Raw genomic sequence first — 14,401 nt, 5'->3', positions numbered from 1 at the left:
AATGCTTTGCTGTAAATAGTTTCAGACGATTGAAAAATTATAAGCAGTACTTCGTCACACTATTTCAATTCCCATTCTATGAGCTGATTTGTCCATTCCTGACGATAAGGTGTGGTCACTTTGATATAGTTATCAGTGTATCCTTCCATCATACCATCCTTGCCATGTTTTTCAAACAACACCTTCCTCGTTTCACCTACATGCTGTTCATTGAAATACTGTTGTTTTTTATGGCTCAGGTTACGCAGCATCTTATTGCGCTCATTCCTTATGTTCACAGGTACTACCGGGGTAATATCAAGCGCAGCGGTATTGGCACGTTCAGAATAGGTGAATACATGCAGGTAGCTCACGTCCAGTGAATGCAGAAAATCGTACGTTTCCTGGAAGTGTGCATCAGATTCTGCCGGGAAGCCTACTATTACATCTACACCAATGGCGCAATGCGGCATAAACTGTTTGATCAGGGCAACCTTCTCTGCATACAGTTCCCGGCGGTAACGGCGACGCATCAGGCCCAGTATTTCATTACTGCCGCTTTGCAGGGGAATATGGAAATGAGGCATGAACTTCTTGCTGTTAGCCACAAATTCGATGATCTCATTGCTCAACAGGTTAGGCTCTATGGAGGAGATGCGGTAACGTTCTATGCCTTCCACTTTGTCCAGTTCCTGTATCAGCTCAAAGAAGGTTTCTTCCCTTTTTTTACCGCCTTCCAGGCCCTTGCCAAAGTCTCCCAGGTTGATACCGGTCAGCACAATCTCTTTCACGCCGGTGGCTGCCAGGGAATGGGCATGCTGCACCACGCTGGCTACACTGTCGCTACGGCTTTTACCACGTGCCATGGGAATGGTACAGAAAGAGCAGGTATAATCACAGCCATCCTGCACCTTCAGGAAGGTACGGGTACGGTCGTTCAGTGAGTAAGAGGCATGGAAAGTGTTTACATCTTCGATATCGCAGGAGCAGATCTTTGCGCTATCGCCTTTAGTGAGCGTTTTCAGATGGTCCACAATATTGAACTTCTCTGCCGCCCCCAATACCAGGTCAACTCCTTCAATTTCAGCGATCTCCTTCGGTTTCAGCTGTGCATAGCAGCCGGTGATCACGATCATGCTTTCAGGGGCCCTGCGCTGGATACGGCGTACCAGGTGCCGGCACTCCTTGTCCGCATTGTCTGTAACAGAGCAGGTATTGATCACATAAACATCGGCCTGTTCTTCAAAATCCGTCTTCACAAATCCATCCTGTTCCAGCAGCCTGCTCAGGGAGGAGGTTTCTGAAAAGTTCAGCTTACAGCCGAGGGTGTGAAATGCTACTTTTTTACCTGTTGTCATAAGGAGTGCAAAGGTAGCACCTTTTTTTTATACTGATTATATTGCCAAAATTGTATAGATTGCCGCCCGGCAGAGCAAATGCTGAAATATTCCGTAACAGAGCGTAACCATGAAATCTAAGGGCAAGTATGTACCTATGTTGTTATTAGGGTTATTGTTGTGGCTGGCCTGGCAGCAACAATGGTGGAAAGGACCACAGCGGCATCCGCGTGTGTCTGCTCCTGGTAGCACAAATGTCACAAGAGCAAACCAAAAAAATTCCAATACCAGGGGCAGCGACCCGGCCATTCTCGACCGGCATGCCCCTCTCAGATATACCCGCCACGCCAGGTGCCGGATGGCCTGCCGCCATGTAACCGAAGAGGAAGTGGTCGAAATCCTGGAAACGGGACGCGTAAATACGGAAAAATCCAATCCCCACGACGAACCTTGCCCGACCTATGCACTTGAGGGCTATTCGGAAGAAGGACAGCACCTCAGGGTGGTCTTCGCACCATGTGAAGATACCACCAGCGTCGTTACCTGCATTGATCTTGACAAGGACTGGACTTGTAGCTGTAATTAGGTATTTCGGTCAGTAAGCAGTAATTTGCCGGCTTCGATCCGACTAATAAAGAGACTGGCATTTATTATGAAGTTATTGCTCAAGCCGTTACATGTAGTGTATATCATATATGCTGCAATTGTTTTTCTCGCTATCATGTTCCTTATCCTTCCGCCCATCTTTGTGGCCTCTTTCTTTGGAAAGGTAAAAGGAGGGAACTTCGTCTTCTATTTCCTGCGCTTCTGGTCTCATACATGGTTTCCTGCAGTTGGCATAAGAGTGAAAAGAATTTATAAATGCGACAGGAAGGATAAAACACCTTACGTGTACGTGGTGAACCATCGTTCCTATCTCGACGCTGCACTGGCCGTACAGGTGATGCGCCTGCCTTTCCGTCCGCTCGGTAAGATAGAAATGAAGAAGATCCCGTTTTTCGGGTTTATCTATAAACAGTCTGTTGTACTGGTAGACCGGAAGGATGCCAAAGCCCGTTCCCGCAGTGTAAGAGAGATGATTGCCGCCATTAAGGAAGGTATCTCTATCCTCATCTTTCCCGAAGGAACTACCAATCATACCGATGAACCATTGCAGCCATTCCATAATGGCGCTTTCCGTATAGCCATTGAAACGCAGACGCCCATTCAGCCTGTCCTGTATCTCGATAACGGAGACCGCCTCCATGCTAAAGGGTTCAACCTGAATCCCGGCCGCTGCAGAGTGGTATACCTGCCTCCCGTACCTGTCAACGGACTGAAAATGGAAGACCTGCCCACCCTGAAACAACAGGTGTTTGACATTATGGAACGGGAATTGAAAGCTAGTGTATAACATTTACAAATGAAGTTTGCTGACGTCATACTGCCATTGGCTCTGCCCAAAAATTACACCTACACGGTGCCTCCCCACATGGAGGAAACCCTGAAGGTGGGCAGCCGTGTGGCCGTACAACTGGGCAAACAGAAGAAATATGCAGGCATCGTAAAGGCTATTCACGAACAGGCCCCCGCCGACTATAAAACCAAACCATTACTGGATATGCTGGATAAAGATCCGGTGGTATATCCTACACAGCTGTCATTCTGGCAATGGTTGTCATCTTACTACATGTGCAGCGAAGGGGAAGTGCTGAATGCTGCCTTACCTGCTCACCTGAAACTCTCCAGCGAAACACTGCTGCTCTTCAACGATGCCTACGGCGATGATTTCTCCGACCTGGATGATGACGAATACCTGGTGGCAGAAGCCCTGCATATACGAAAAGAGCTGAGAATTGAAGAAGTACAACTCATACTCGACAAGTCAGACGTATACTCTACGATCAAAAAGCTGATTGAGAAGAAGGTACTGCTGGTATATGAGGAGCTGAAAGAAGTATACAAGGAGAAGAAGGAGAATTATGTGCAGCTCCACCCACAATATGAAGACGAAGAACAATTAGCACCGCTGTTCAATGAACTGTCCCGCGCGCCCAAACAGATGGAGCTACTGCTGGCTTACCTGCACCTGGTAAAAACACAGGGCAGCGTACTGCAGAGTGAACTGCTGAAAAAATCAGGCGCTACCTCCGCACAGCTGAAAGGACTGGTAGACAAGAACGTGGTGTGGATAGAACAGCGGGTGGTAGACCGTGTGCCGGGTAATGGCAAGGCAGAGATACAGATTGACTTTGAGCTTAGCCCTGCGCAGGAGAAAGCCCTGGCAGAAGTGCGTAACAGCTTTGCTGCAAGACCGGTTACATTGCTGCACGGCGTTACTTCCAGTGGTAAAACACAGTTGTACATAAAACTGATCGAAGAGTATGTGGCCAGCGGTAAACAGGTATTATATCTCCTGCCCGAAATAGCGCTGACCGCACAGATCGTGCGCCGCCTGCAGAAACACTTTGGAAAGAAGATCGGGATCTATCACTCCCGTTTTAATAATAACGAAAGGGTAGAGATCTGGAACAAGGTAAAGACCGGCGAACTGCAGATATTGCTGGGCGCACGTTCCAGCTTACTACTGCCTTTCCGCGACCTCGGCATGATCATCCTGGATGAGGAACACGATACCTCGTACAAACAACAGGACCCTGCCCCCCGTTATCACGCCAGGGATGCAGCTATCTATTACGCCGGATTGTTCGGCGCAAAAGTGTTGCTGGGCTCTGCTACGCCTTCTCTGGAATCCTACTTCAATGCACAGCAGGGGAAATATGGACTGGTAGAACTGATGGAGCGTTTCGGCGGACTGGAAATGCCGGAAATAGAAATCGTGGACGTAAAGAAGGAACGTGCAGAAAAGAATATGCAGGAGAACTTTACGCCACAGCTCAATGCTGCTATCAATAACAGTATGGCGGCAGAGAAACAGGTGATCCTTTTCCAGAACAGGCGTGGGTATGCACCTTTCCTGATGTGTACTACCTGCGGCTGGATACCTAATTGCAAAAACTGTGATGTTTCGCTGACCTATCACCGTCACCAGGATAAACTGCATTGTCACTATTGCGGTACCCGTTATCCTTATCCGCAGACCTGCGCGGCCTGCGGCAGCCAGACACTTATTCCCAAGAGCTTTGGTACCGAAAAGATAGAAGACGACCTGTTGCAGTTGTTCCCGAAGGCCCGTATAGCCCGTATGGATATGGATGCGGTGCGTAACAAGGATAGTCACAATAAGATGATCCAGCTGCTGGAACAAAAGGGCATAGATATCCTGGTAGGCACACAGATGGTGGTAAAAGGCCTCGACTTTGAGAATGTGAACCTGGTAGGTATATTGAGTGCGGATAGTTTACTGAGCTTCCCGGACTTCCGTGTGAATGAGCGGGCTTTTCAGCTGATGGAACAGGTGAGTGGCCGTGCAGGTAGAAAACATGGAAAGGGAAAAGTGATCATACAGGCCAGCAATACACGGCATCCGATATTACATTATGTTACCACCCATGACTATAAAGCAATGTATGCCGCTGAAATAGCAGAGCGGGAGCGTTTTGGTTATCCACCTTTTTACAGGCTGTTGAAAATTACTCTCAAGCATAAGAATCAGCAAACGGTAGAACAGGCAGCACAGGTGTTAGGCAACTGGTTGCGGCCGCATATCGGGCCAAGACTGGTGGGACCTGCAGTACCCCTGGTAGGCCGTGTACGTAATAACTACCTGCAGGAAATGCTGATCAAGTTACCCCGCGATACAAAAGTCATCGCCAATACTAAACGGCTGTTACAGGAACATTTCATCAAACTACTGGCTGAGAAGCAGTTCCGTTCGGTGATCATCGTACCGGATGTGGATTGTACGTGATGTTCATATTGCCAGGTCCTCAGTTCGTTATCAAATTATCTTTGTACTGATTACGCATGACCTTTGTTCTCTCAGGTCGTCAACTCGCTGGCAATGTTATTTTACAGCTTGTGGATTGTATATGACTTTTATCTTCCCCGGCCAGCCAATTCCCTAATAGCATCATATTCATACACATGCGTACCGTCTGGCGCTTTCTTGGCCACGTTGAGCATAGCACAGGCAACATTTGCAGCTTTCACAGGGCGGTATTTGCGCCATCGTCCCTGCCACAGGAAATAGAATACCATCGCGAGTACTATTCCCAGCCATTCCTTCAACCGGAATATCTTGCGTACACCCAGCAATATGGAAGGACGGAAAATATGCAGGGAGGGGAATCCCAGTTTTTCTACAGCGTGTTCCACTTCACCTTTTGTACGCAGATAAAAGTTGCGGGCATGGGGATTAGCACCGATGGCAGATATCAGCTGGAACTGCTGCATACCATGCCTGCGGGCCAGTGTGGCGCAGCGCACGGGTATTTCGAAATCCACCTGCCGGAACCGCTCTTTAGAACCTGCCTGACGGATGGTGGTGCCGATGCAGCAAAAGAGTACATCGCCCTGTAATGCTTCAGAAAGGCCCTCCTCATCGTTAAAGTCCACCAGTACGACTTCCAGGCCCGGACGCTGTTTGAAGGAAGGACTGCGTAGCAGTACCTTCACTTTACTGAAGTGCGGGTCGTGCAGCAGCAAAGTGACGAGAGTAGTACCTGTGAGCCCGGTAGCGCCTATTACAACAGCAGTTTGAGGCATGGTTTTATTATATTTGTCAGTTGTTGAACGCTGCAGTGCAGCTTTATACTAAATTTACGATCATATGCGCATATCCGAAAATGTTTCGCTCAGGTCTTATAATTCGTTTGGCATTGCTGGCCAGGCACGTTTCTTCGCCACTTTCAGGTCCACTGATGAGTTGAAGCAACTGCTTGAAAATCCGCCTTTACCGGAGCTGCCCCATATGATATTGGGAGGTGGCAGTAATATACTCTTCGTCCGTAATTTTTTTGAAGGCTTACTCCTGAAGAATGAAATAAGAGGCATTGAGGTAGTAGGTGAAGATGACCAGTACGTATATGTGAAAGCGGGAGCAGGGGAGAACTGGCATTACTTCGTGATGGACTGTATCAAAAATAACCGTGCGGGACTGGAAAACCTGTCGCTCATACCAGGCAACGTAGGCGCGAGTCCCATGCAGAATATCGGCGCATACGGTGTGGAAATAAAGGACTGTTTTCATGAGTTGGAGGCTTACCACCTGAAGGACCATGCCACCGTTGTTTTCAATAATGCGGATTGTCAGTTCGGATACCGTGAAAGTGTTTTTAAGCGTAAGTACAAAGGGCAGTTTGCTATTCTTTCTGTGACCTACCGCTTATCCAAACATCCAAAATTCAATACCAGCTATGGCGCTATAGAAGAAGAGCTGAAACACATGGGTGTACAGGAATTGAGCATACAGGCCATCAGTCAGGCTGTGATCAATATCCGCAGCTCCAAGCTGCCTAATCCGGCGGAAATAGGCAATGCCGGCAGCTTTTTCAAGAACCCGACAGTCACTGCAGAAAAGTACGCTCAACTAAAAGAAGCATTTCCGCATATCGTGGCCTATCCGGCAGCAGACGGGGGCTATAAGCTGGCAGCAGGCTGGATGATAGAACAGTGTGGCTGGAAAGGTTTCAGGGAAGGAGATGCAGGTGTACACGCCCGTCAGGCCCTGGTACTGGTGAACTATGGCAATGCCACCGGCGATGAGATTTATCGTTTGTCGCAGCGGGTACTGGACAGTGTCCACGAGAGGTTCGGCGTGGAACTGGAAAGAGAAGTGAACATCGTCTGATTATTCAGCAGGAACATATTGAAGAAGCGCAGGACACATTCTCTCGCTTCCGTCAGCCCGCCGCACCAGCCGGCGGGCTGCGTGTTTATTCGGATGTATCAAAAGAGCCAGGGCGCTAAAACCCACTTAAACGACTATCGGCCCATCAGGTAACGGAACAAAAAGGCTGCATCACATTGGATACAGCTCCCGCATTATTCGCGCAACCTGCCCGATATATGTGCAATGATTTTATCAGCATGATCTCTGGAGTTTTCAATGAACCAGACATGTGTGTCCATACCACCGCATACCACCCCTGCCAGGTATAAGCCGGGCATATTGGTCTCCATGGTATCCGGATTATAAGTCGGATATCGCTTAGCATCGCGGCTGAGGGTCACACCCACCTTTTCCAGGAAGTTGAAATTGGGCTGATAGCCTGTCAGCGCCAGCACAAAATCATTCTCTATAGTGATCATACCATCAGGTGTCAGTATGTCCACTTCGTTCTCCCTGACGGCTTTTACATGGGAATGGAAATAAGCCTTTATACTGCCTTCCTTTATACGGTTCTCAATATCCGGTTTTACCCAGTATTTGACCCGTTTTCCGATCCCATCCTCCCTTATCACCATTGTAACGTCAGCTCCCTTACGGTAAGTTTCCAGCGCTGCATCTACAGACGAATTGTTGGCGCCGATCACCACTACCTTCTGTGCCGCATAGAAATGAGGGTCTTTATAGTAGTGATTTACCTTCGCCAGATGTTCTCCCGGTATGTGCAGCATGTTTGGAATATCATAAAAACCTGTAGCAATGATGATATGCCGGGCATTATAGCTCGCCTTATCGGTTGTGACCTGATATATATTCTCCGTGCGTTTAATGTCTGTTACGGGCTCAAATAAGCGTACGTTGAGGTGATTGGAGATAGTGACCCTGCGGTAGTATTCCAGGGCCTCAGGACGCATCGGTTTAGCGCTGATCGAAACGAAGGGAATACCGCCGATCTCCAGCTTTTCCGAAGTGGAAAAGAAGGTCATGTATAGCGGATAATTGTACAGGGAATTGGTAAGACATCCTTTTTCCGCAATAATGTAACTTAATCCAGCCTTTTGTGCGGCCAGTCCACATGCAATGCCAATAGGACCGGCCCCTACTATCAGTATATCGTATGTTTCCATATATGCTAAAATTACGAATGATCATCCGTAATTGCCAGTCAGGAAGTCTAATAAGCGGTACATCGTTATGTTACTGCCCTCTATATATCGCTGTTCGCGTTTAATCGTATCTGCATCCTGCACATAGGCTGCCGGAATGAGTTCGTCCATGCCGTGTAACAACATCTCGCTGAGCGACTCGGGGGTTACCTCAAAATGGTATTGCAGTCCCATTACATTGTGTCCGATCAGGAAGGCCTGGTTGCGGGTAACCGGTGTGGATGCAAAACATACCGCATCTGCCGGCAGGTCGAAGGTGTCTCCATGCCAGTGAAAAACCGTCTGGGCCTCCGGCAGTTCTACCGCCAGGGCAGGAGGCAACAGGGCGGTGGAGTATACCACGGGGAACCAGCCGATCTCCGGCTGTGTGTTGGGATATACATTAGCCCCCAGTGTAGTGGCAATAAGTTGTGCCCCCAGACAAATGCCGAGTACCTTTTTGCCGGCCTGGATGGCCTGAAGTATGCATTGCTTTTCTGTCTTCAGCCAGGGATGCGCCGCCTCATCATGGACGCTCATTGGGCCGCCCATAACGACCAGAAGATCAACCTCCGTCATATCCGGCTGTTCAGGATGTTCATACCACCGGGTAAAAGTAACCCTGTGATGATGAGTATTGGCCCAGTCCGAAATACACCCCGGACCCTCAAACGAGACATGCTGAAAAATGTGTATATGCATGATATGTAATCTTCTTTTACTGTAAAACAATCTGATAAAAAGTACACTACATTTATAGCTTTTCAAATATTCCTTGTAAGGCCGCTACTACGGCTTAGTTCCGGATATAACCCATATATAACCCATATATAAGCCATATCTATAAAGATATGGGTTATATATGGGTTATATGTAGGTCAATGATGGTTTAGATATGCGTTACCATTGGGAAAGACACGGGACGTCTACGGTACCAAAACCGGTTCAAGCAGGCAATGGCCTTCACCGCGCCGGTTTCCGGCACTGGATCAAAAGTGATGGGAGCGGGCTTGCTTATGGAACTGTTACCCGTGCCATGGCTACACGGTAAAATTCATAACCTTTCATGTGAACGGCTTCATCGCCATAATACATGCGGCGGAAGGAGGGAGTGTCCAGATCATGCATCAGTTCCATGTTGTAGGAGGCCAGAAATTCCTTTATGTTGGCAGGATGGATACCGAAGTTCCAGAATTCGTTATTGCGGCGTAATAGCCTTGTAATGCTTGTAGCGCCGGTAAATTTTTCGGGCTTGTCAAGCATCTCCTTGTCAATATAGGCGAAAACGATAATAGTGCCGGGGCGGAAACGTTTGAAGTAGTCAAACACCATGGCGGGAGCTACGGGGGCTGTCAGGTTCTTAGTCACGCCTTCCCAGATGAACATGGTCTTATAGTGACCCTGTTGAAAGATCTGGGGAATTACATGATCCAGCTCCTGGGTGTTGAAGTCAACCGGCACATAATTGATCACAGCTTCCCCGCCATTCATACGCCGGTTATGTTCCAGAATATCTCTCTTTTGAGCCTGAAAGCCGGCATGGTCTATCTCGACAAACTGTATACGTTTCTTCAGTTTCAATCGCAGGGCTCTTGAGTCATAGCCGGCGCCGAATATAATCACCTGGTTGATGCCTTCATCGTGAATAGTGTTCTCCAGCATCACATCTACCAGCCTTGTTCTGGCGGAACAACAGGTGAGCGCTCCTCTCCAGTTCCTGTCTATAAACCAGGCAATAAATCTGTTCAGGAAGGATATACGGGACAGTTTTTCAACCAGTCTCAGGGAAGAGGGCAGAAAAAGTTTTGCAAACGGATCATAAATTAAGCGCTTACTTTCTGGACGGTTCGATTCAATAGCGCGCAATAAGGCTAAATAGGTCGCAGCCTTGCCGGCAGGAACCAGGTTCATAACGTTTAGTAATTTTTAGAAATGTATGACATGTGAATTAACATGATAGGTTTAGCAACAGCATACTCACCTGAATAGATACTGGTCAAATTTTGTACTGCTTAAATGTAGCGATTATTTACTTACCCGAGATGATAGCGGCAATTTTATTGTAAGCCCTGATGTATTTATTTAAGCGGGGAACATCCTTTTCTGATATTTCAGGAATACGCCTGATATCCATATTATCCGTCAGGTCGTTGATCTTCACTGCACATGCAAGCCGGTTAGTGATGATACGGTTAATGAAATGATCGTAGTCTTCATCTTCAGACACTTTCGTCACACAACGCAGCGCTTCCAGCTGATGCGGCGCAAGGCCTTTATCAACCAGCTGTTCAAAGGTCCATGAGCTATCTTCCACTACGTCATGCAACACACCGACGATCTTCTCGTCTTCTGTTTTACCCAGTTCCATTACACGCATTACATGTTTAAGATACGGAGCTCCGTATTTATCCAGCTGGCCTGCATGGGCTTCAACTGCAATCGATATAGCTGTAGCAAGTGTCATGTTCTAAAGCTACAGAAAAAAAGAATCAGGTTGAAAACCTGTATAGAGAAAGATCGTAGATCAGCCAGGCTTCAGACCGACTGCGTGTTTACAGCGTGAGGTACAACCCAAGGGAACACAACAAAATCATTCGCGCCAATCGGCTCCGCAGGTGCCGTCTTGTATCACGGGGAGGCAACCCCGGGAACAAATAACAATATCACACCCCGGGCCGAACAAATTAAAAAGCCCCCGTCCATTTGCTGAACGGGGGCCGTAATGTATTTTTAAAGCTGGCTATTACATGAAGTGATATCTAACGAAAGCCTCCATAGCCGCATATTTCTGCAAACCTAACTGGTCGTACAGGTTAGCGGTGTTGGCGTTACGGTCTTCTGCTCTTTCCCAGAACTCACGGAGGTCAGTACCCTGGAAAGGCACTACGTCTTTCTGGCTCTGGTGGATGAAGATACCAAGGCGTTTCTGCAATACCTGGTCAGGGCTCATTGGTACAGCCATTTCGATCTCATGGATGTTCCATTCCTGCCATGCACCTTTATACAGCCACACCCAGCAGTCTTTCATGAAGTCTTCGTGTTTCAGTCTTTCCAGTGCTGCAAAGATGATGTCCAGACATACCTTGTGTGTACCATGCGGGTCAGCGAGGTCGCCTGCGCAATAGATCTGCTGCGGTTTCAGCTGACGGATCAGGTCAACAGTCATCTGGATATCTTCTTCACCCATTGGTTTCTTCTCTATCGTACCTGTTTCATAGAAAGGCAGGTTCTGATAGTGAATATTTGTTTCAGGGATACCTACGTAGCGGCAGGTAGCTTTCGCTTCACCACGACGGATCAGGCCTTTGATAGCGCGGATCTCAGGAGTATCTTTCTGGCTTGGCTTCTTCACGCGGAGGAATGCTTTCGCATCTTCCAGGATCTGGGAGCTCTTGCTGCGGTCTATGTCGAACATACCTTCGAAACCTACGGCGAAGTCGATGAAACGCAGTACGAATTCGTCTGTTACAGCGATGTTACCGGAAGTCTGGTAAGCAACATGTACATCATGTCCCTGTTCGTGCAGACGGATGAAGGTACCTCCCATGGAGATGATATCATCGTCAGGGTGAGGGGAGAAGATCAGTACACGTTTATGCTGAGGCTCTGAACGTTCAGGATGGCTTGGCAGCTGTGCACCTGGTTTACCACCCGGCCAGCCGGTGATGGTGTCGCGGATACCGTTGAACTCTTCGATGTTCAGTTCATAGGCAGAACCATACTGTACGATCAGGTCATTCAGACCGTTTTCGTTGTAGTCTCTGTCTGTGAGCATCAGGATCGGCTTGTTCAGCTTTACGGCCAGGTTGGTAACAGCTTTACGACGGAGTTTTGGCGTCCATTCGCAGTCGCCGGTCAGCCATGGCTCTTTGAAACGGGTCAGCTCTTCAGCGGCCTGTTCGTCGATCACAAATTTACAGTCAGGGTGCTGTTGCAGTAAGGATGCAGGTACCTGATCGGAGCTGTGGCCTTCTACAGACCTGCGTACGATCTTGGCTTTGTGCGTACCCCAGGCCAGCAGTATAATGCGTTTAGCTTTGAAAATGGTGCTCAGACCCATGGTGATGGCCAGACGGGGCACCTGGCTCATATTGGCAAACTCGTATGCGTTAGCCTGTCTGGTAGCATTGTCCAGGGTAACGAGGCGGGTGTGAGAGGTCAGGGTTGAACCGGGCTCGTTGAAACCGATATGTCCGTTTGTACCGATACCCAGGATCTGAAGATCAATACCACCGGCTGCTTCTATGCGGCGCTCGTATTGAGCTGCATATTCTTTCACTTTTTCCTTAGGCAAAGTGCCGTCCGGAACATGACAATTCTCTGCAGGAATATCAATGTGATTGAAAAGCTGCTCTTTCATGAACCTGTTGTAGCTCTGAAGTGCATCTGCTTCAATCGGATAATATTCATCCAGGTTGAATGTGATCACATTTTTAAAGCTAAGCCCTTCTTCTTTATGCAGTCTTACCAGTTCTGCATACAGGTATTTGGGAGTTGAACCGGTTGCAAGGCCCAGTACTACTGGTTTATTGGTACCCTGCCTTTGTTTAATCAGTGCTGCTATTTCCTGCGCAACTGCTTTGGAACCGTCCTTAGCCGTAGGATGTATATCCACGGCTATTTGTTCGAAACTGTCGATCAGTTCAATTTCCTGATGATTAAGCGTCATGATCTATGTTTTGGATTAGATGCGGTTTAAAAACGAGACGGAAAATTAAAAAAAATCTCTCTATCCACATAGAAAGTTGGGGTTTTGTTTAAGTTATATTCGTAGAATTCGATAAATGTACAGAATACCCTTAACATACTATATATAAATGAGATAAAACCATCAGTGATGCAAACGTGTTAATTACCAGAGACAAACATCGGAAACTTGCAAAAAATAAAGCGGTTATAAGGGCATGACCGCAGAAAAACCTCAAATTTTCAGCCGGGAGCGCTACAAGCAGCCCTGTTGTCACGTACCGGTCAATCAATTTTTAAAATTTACATGTTTATGAAAAAGACATTTCTGTCGATGCTTTGCATCTGTTTCATCGTTGCTGCTCATGTGAATGTAAATGCAGCAAGCCCCGGCCCCATATACCACAAATATGCCCAGGAAGAGTGGTCGAAAGCCAAAGATGGTATCTGGAATGGTGTGAAAGACAAAAAAAACTACTGGTATAAGTTAGACAAAGACGCAAAGCTCTGGTGGAGCACCAACGGAAAGAAATGGGTTGCTGTGGACGATGGTATGTGGACCGATAAAGATGGCCACTGGCTGAAAGTAAGCGAAGCTAAACTAATGTGGAGCGCTGACAAAGGTGCCACCTGGTCTGAAGTGCCGGAATGGAAATGGGAGGGCCCTAAAGGTGAATGGTATAAATTTGATAAAGACTGGACTGTGTGGGTAACAGGCATCGGAATATCATAACCTGACACTATCAATTTATTTCAAATTATTTCAAATGCTTAATATTGAACATGTGTTCAGTATTAAGCATTTTTTATTTTAACTTTATCCGCCACCAGCAGAGAACCACTAGTATTAATAAAAGATAGCAGCGCGCATATCTACTAATATCAACCAAGTTCGTAGTGCAGTCAGATCATGCCACTTTACAAATGCTCGCCGGTAGGATTGCAACAGGGGACGAAAATGCTTACAGGCAGTTATTCAGGCTCTTTTACAAGCCATTGTGCCAGTTTGCTACTTCCATCGTAAGATCCAACGAACAGGCAGAGGAAATAGCTTCAGACGTATTCGTAAACATCTGGAAGAACAGAGAACGGCTTTTACAGGTCGGTAACCTGAAAGTATATCTCTATGTATCTACCCGTAATACCGCCCTTAACTATCTGAACAAACAACAGCTACAGCATTTTAGTATAGACGAATTGTCTGTAGAACTGACTGTCGCCGACAATACTCCTGAACAGCTGATGATCTCGGGCGAAATGGCCCGTAAAATGGCAGAAGCGGTCAATAACCTGCCTCCGCGCTGTAAGATCATCTATAAACTGATCCGTGAAGACGGATTGAAGTACAAAGAAGTGGCCAGCATCCTGGAAATATCTGTGAATACGATCGATGTACAGATGGCCATTGCCTGTAAGAAGATCAGTGAATCCCTCCGTTTGTATCTGCCCAAACGCTAATGTTTCCTTGTTCAAAATATTTTTTC

The 14,401-nt window shown here is 47.4% G+C and carries 13 protein-coding genes; 6 read left to right on the top strand and 7 right to left on the bottom strand.

All coding sequences use genetic code 11. The annotated features are described in order from the left end of the window. Positions 1-59: 59 nt before the first annotated feature. The gene (gene mtaB, locus L3C95_RS24890; RefSeq protein WP_236391871.1) at positions 60-1,337 is read right to left on the bottom strand and encodes a tRNA (N(6)-L-threonylcarbamoyladenosine(37)-C(2))-methylthiotransferase MtaB; all 1,278 of its coding nucleotides are present in this window, start codon (positions 1,335-1,337) and stop codon (positions 60-62) included. A 109-nt stretch (positions 1,338-1,446) separates the two neighbouring features. Between mtaB and L3C95_RS24885 the strand changes: the two genes are divergently transcribed. The 3 genes from L3C95_RS24885 (at position 1,447) to priA (ending at position 5,166) form a co-directional block, all read left to right on the top strand. Then, positions 1,447-1,902 (top strand): DUF4258 domain-containing protein, encoded by a 456-nt coding sequence (locus L3C95_RS24885; RefSeq protein ID WP_236391869.1) that lies wholly within the window; start codon positions 1,447-1,449, stop codon positions 1,900-1,902. 66 nt (positions 1,903-1,968) lie between these two features. After that, the gene (locus tag L3C95_RS24880; protein ID WP_236391867.1) at positions 1,969-2,709 is read left to right on the top strand and encodes a lysophospholipid acyltransferase family protein; all 741 of its coding nucleotides are present in this window, start codon (positions 1,969-1,971) and stop codon (positions 2,707-2,709) included. A gap of 9 nt (positions 2,710-2,718) precedes the next feature. Next, positions 2,719-5,166 (top strand): primosomal protein N', encoded by a 2,448-nt coding sequence (gene priA / locus L3C95_RS24875; RefSeq protein WP_236391864.1) that lies wholly within the window; start codon positions 2,719-2,721, stop codon positions 5,164-5,166. 128 nt (positions 5,167-5,294) lie between these two features. Here the strand turns inward: priA and L3C95_RS24870 are convergent, their stop codons facing one another. Then, a complete protein-coding gene (locus L3C95_RS24870) occupies positions 5,295-5,963 on the bottom strand; it encodes an NAD(P)H-binding protein (protein ID WP_236391862.1) in 669 nt (222 codons plus the stop codon). 64 nt (positions 5,964-6,027) lie between these two features. On the opposite strand from L3C95_RS24870, the gene murB reads away from it, so the two are divergent. Further along, a complete protein-coding gene (murB, locus tag L3C95_RS24865) occupies positions 6,028-7,047 on the top strand; it encodes a UDP-N-acetylmuramate dehydrogenase (RefSeq protein ID WP_236391860.1) in 1,020 nt (339 codons plus the stop codon). Positions 7,048-7,241: 194 nt separating this feature from the next. On the opposite strand, the gene L3C95_RS24860 is transcribed toward murB, so the two are convergent. The 5 genes from L3C95_RS24860 to nagB all read right to left on the bottom strand — a co-directional run bounded on the left by L3C95_RS24860 (position 7,242) and on the right by nagB (position 12,900). Beyond that, entirely contained in the window at positions 7,242-8,213 is a 972-nt protein-coding gene (locus L3C95_RS24860) for a YpdA family putative bacillithiol disulfide reductase (protein ID WP_236391858.1), read from the bottom strand. Between the two features lie 21 nt (positions 8,214-8,234). Further along, positions 8,235-8,933 carry a type 1 glutamine amidotransferase gene (locus L3C95_RS24855; RefSeq protein ID WP_236391856.1) on the bottom strand — a complete coding sequence of 233 codons (699 nt, stop codon included), beginning with the start codon at positions 8,931-8,933 and terminating at the stop codon, positions 8,235-8,237. Between the two features lie 312 nt (positions 8,934-9,245). Continuing rightward, positions 9,246-10,142 carry a class I SAM-dependent methyltransferase gene (locus tag L3C95_RS24850; RefSeq protein ID WP_236391854.1) on the bottom strand — a complete coding sequence of 299 codons (897 nt, stop codon included), beginning with the start codon at positions 10,140-10,142 and terminating at the stop codon, positions 9,246-9,248. Between the two features lie 118 nt (positions 10,143-10,260). Next, positions 10,261-10,695 carry a phosphohydrolase gene (locus L3C95_RS24845; RefSeq protein WP_236391852.1) on the bottom strand — a complete coding sequence of 145 codons (435 nt, stop codon included), beginning with the start codon at positions 10,693-10,695 and terminating at the stop codon, positions 10,261-10,263. A gap of 279 nt (positions 10,696-10,974) precedes the next feature. Beyond that, positions 10,975-12,900 (bottom strand): glucosamine-6-phosphate deaminase, encoded by a 1,926-nt coding sequence (nagB, locus tag L3C95_RS24840; protein WP_236391850.1) that lies wholly within the window; start codon positions 12,898-12,900, stop codon positions 10,975-10,977. 330 nt (positions 12,901-13,230) lie between these two features. On the opposite strand from nagB, the gene L3C95_RS24835 reads away from it, so the two are divergent. Continuing rightward, on the top strand, positions 13,231-13,650 hold the full coding sequence (locus L3C95_RS24835) for a hypothetical protein (RefSeq protein ID WP_236391848.1): 420 nt from the start codon (positions 13,231-13,233) through the stop codon (positions 13,648-13,650). A gap of 164 nt (positions 13,651-13,814) precedes the next feature. Then, entirely contained in the window at positions 13,815-14,375 is a 561-nt protein-coding gene (locus tag L3C95_RS24830) for an RNA polymerase sigma-70 factor (RefSeq protein ID WP_236391846.1), read from the top strand. The last annotated feature ends 26 nt before the right edge of the window (positions 14,376-14,401 follow it).

The organism is Chitinophaga filiformis (assembly GCF_021646545.1).
GTDB lineage: Bacteria > Bacteroidota > Bacteroidia > Chitinophagales > Chitinophagaceae > Chitinophaga > Chitinophaga filiformis_A.
Note: the sequence above shows the minus strand (reverse complement) of the source record. Positions and strands in the feature narration are given on the sequence as shown.

What these genes read in the sequence shown, in the direction of transcription:
- mtaB (WP_236391871.1), bottom strand. Translation starts at nt 1,337, where the DNA reads ATGACAACAGGTAAAAAAGTAGCATTTCACACCCTCGGCTGTAAGCTG.
- L3C95_RS24885 (WP_236391869.1), top strand. Translation starts at nt 1,447, where the DNA reads ATGAAATCTAAGGGCAAGTATGTACCTATGTTGTTATTAGGGTTATTG.
- L3C95_RS24880 (WP_236391867.1), top strand. Translation starts at nt 1,969, where the DNA reads ATGAAGTTATTGCTCAAGCCGTTACATGTAGTGTATATCATATATGCT.
- priA (WP_236391864.1), top strand. Translation starts at nt 2,719, where the DNA reads ATGAAGTTTGCTGACGTCATACTGCCATTGGCTCTGCCCAAAAATTAC.
- L3C95_RS24870 (WP_236391862.1), bottom strand. Translation starts at nt 5,963, where the DNA reads ATGCCTCAAACTGCTGTTGTAATAGGCGCTACCGGGCTCACAGGTACT.
- murB (WP_236391860.1), top strand. Translation starts at nt 6,028, where the DNA reads ATGCGCATATCCGAAAATGTTTCGCTCAGGTCTTATAATTCGTTTGGC.
- L3C95_RS24860 (WP_236391858.1), bottom strand. Translation starts at nt 8,213, where the DNA reads ATGGAAACATACGATATACTGATAGTAGGGGCCGGTCCTATTGGCATT.
- L3C95_RS24855 (WP_236391856.1), bottom strand. Translation starts at nt 8,933, where the DNA reads ATGCATATACACATTTTTCAGCATGTCTCGTTTGAGGGTCCGGGGTGT.
- L3C95_RS24850 (WP_236391854.1), bottom strand. Translation starts at nt 10,142, where the DNA reads ATGAACCTGGTTCCTGCCGGCAAGGCTGCGACCTATTTAGCCTTATTG.
- L3C95_RS24845 (WP_236391852.1), bottom strand. Translation starts at nt 10,695, where the DNA reads ATGACACTTGCTACAGCTATATCGATTGCAGTTGAAGCCCATGCAGGC.
- nagB (WP_236391850.1), bottom strand. Translation starts at nt 12,900, where the DNA reads ATGACGCTTAATCATCAGGAAATTGAACTGATCGACAGTTTCGAACAA.
- L3C95_RS24835 (WP_236391848.1), top strand. Translation starts at nt 13,231, where the DNA reads ATGAAAAAGACATTTCTGTCGATGCTTTGCATCTGTTTCATCGTTGCT.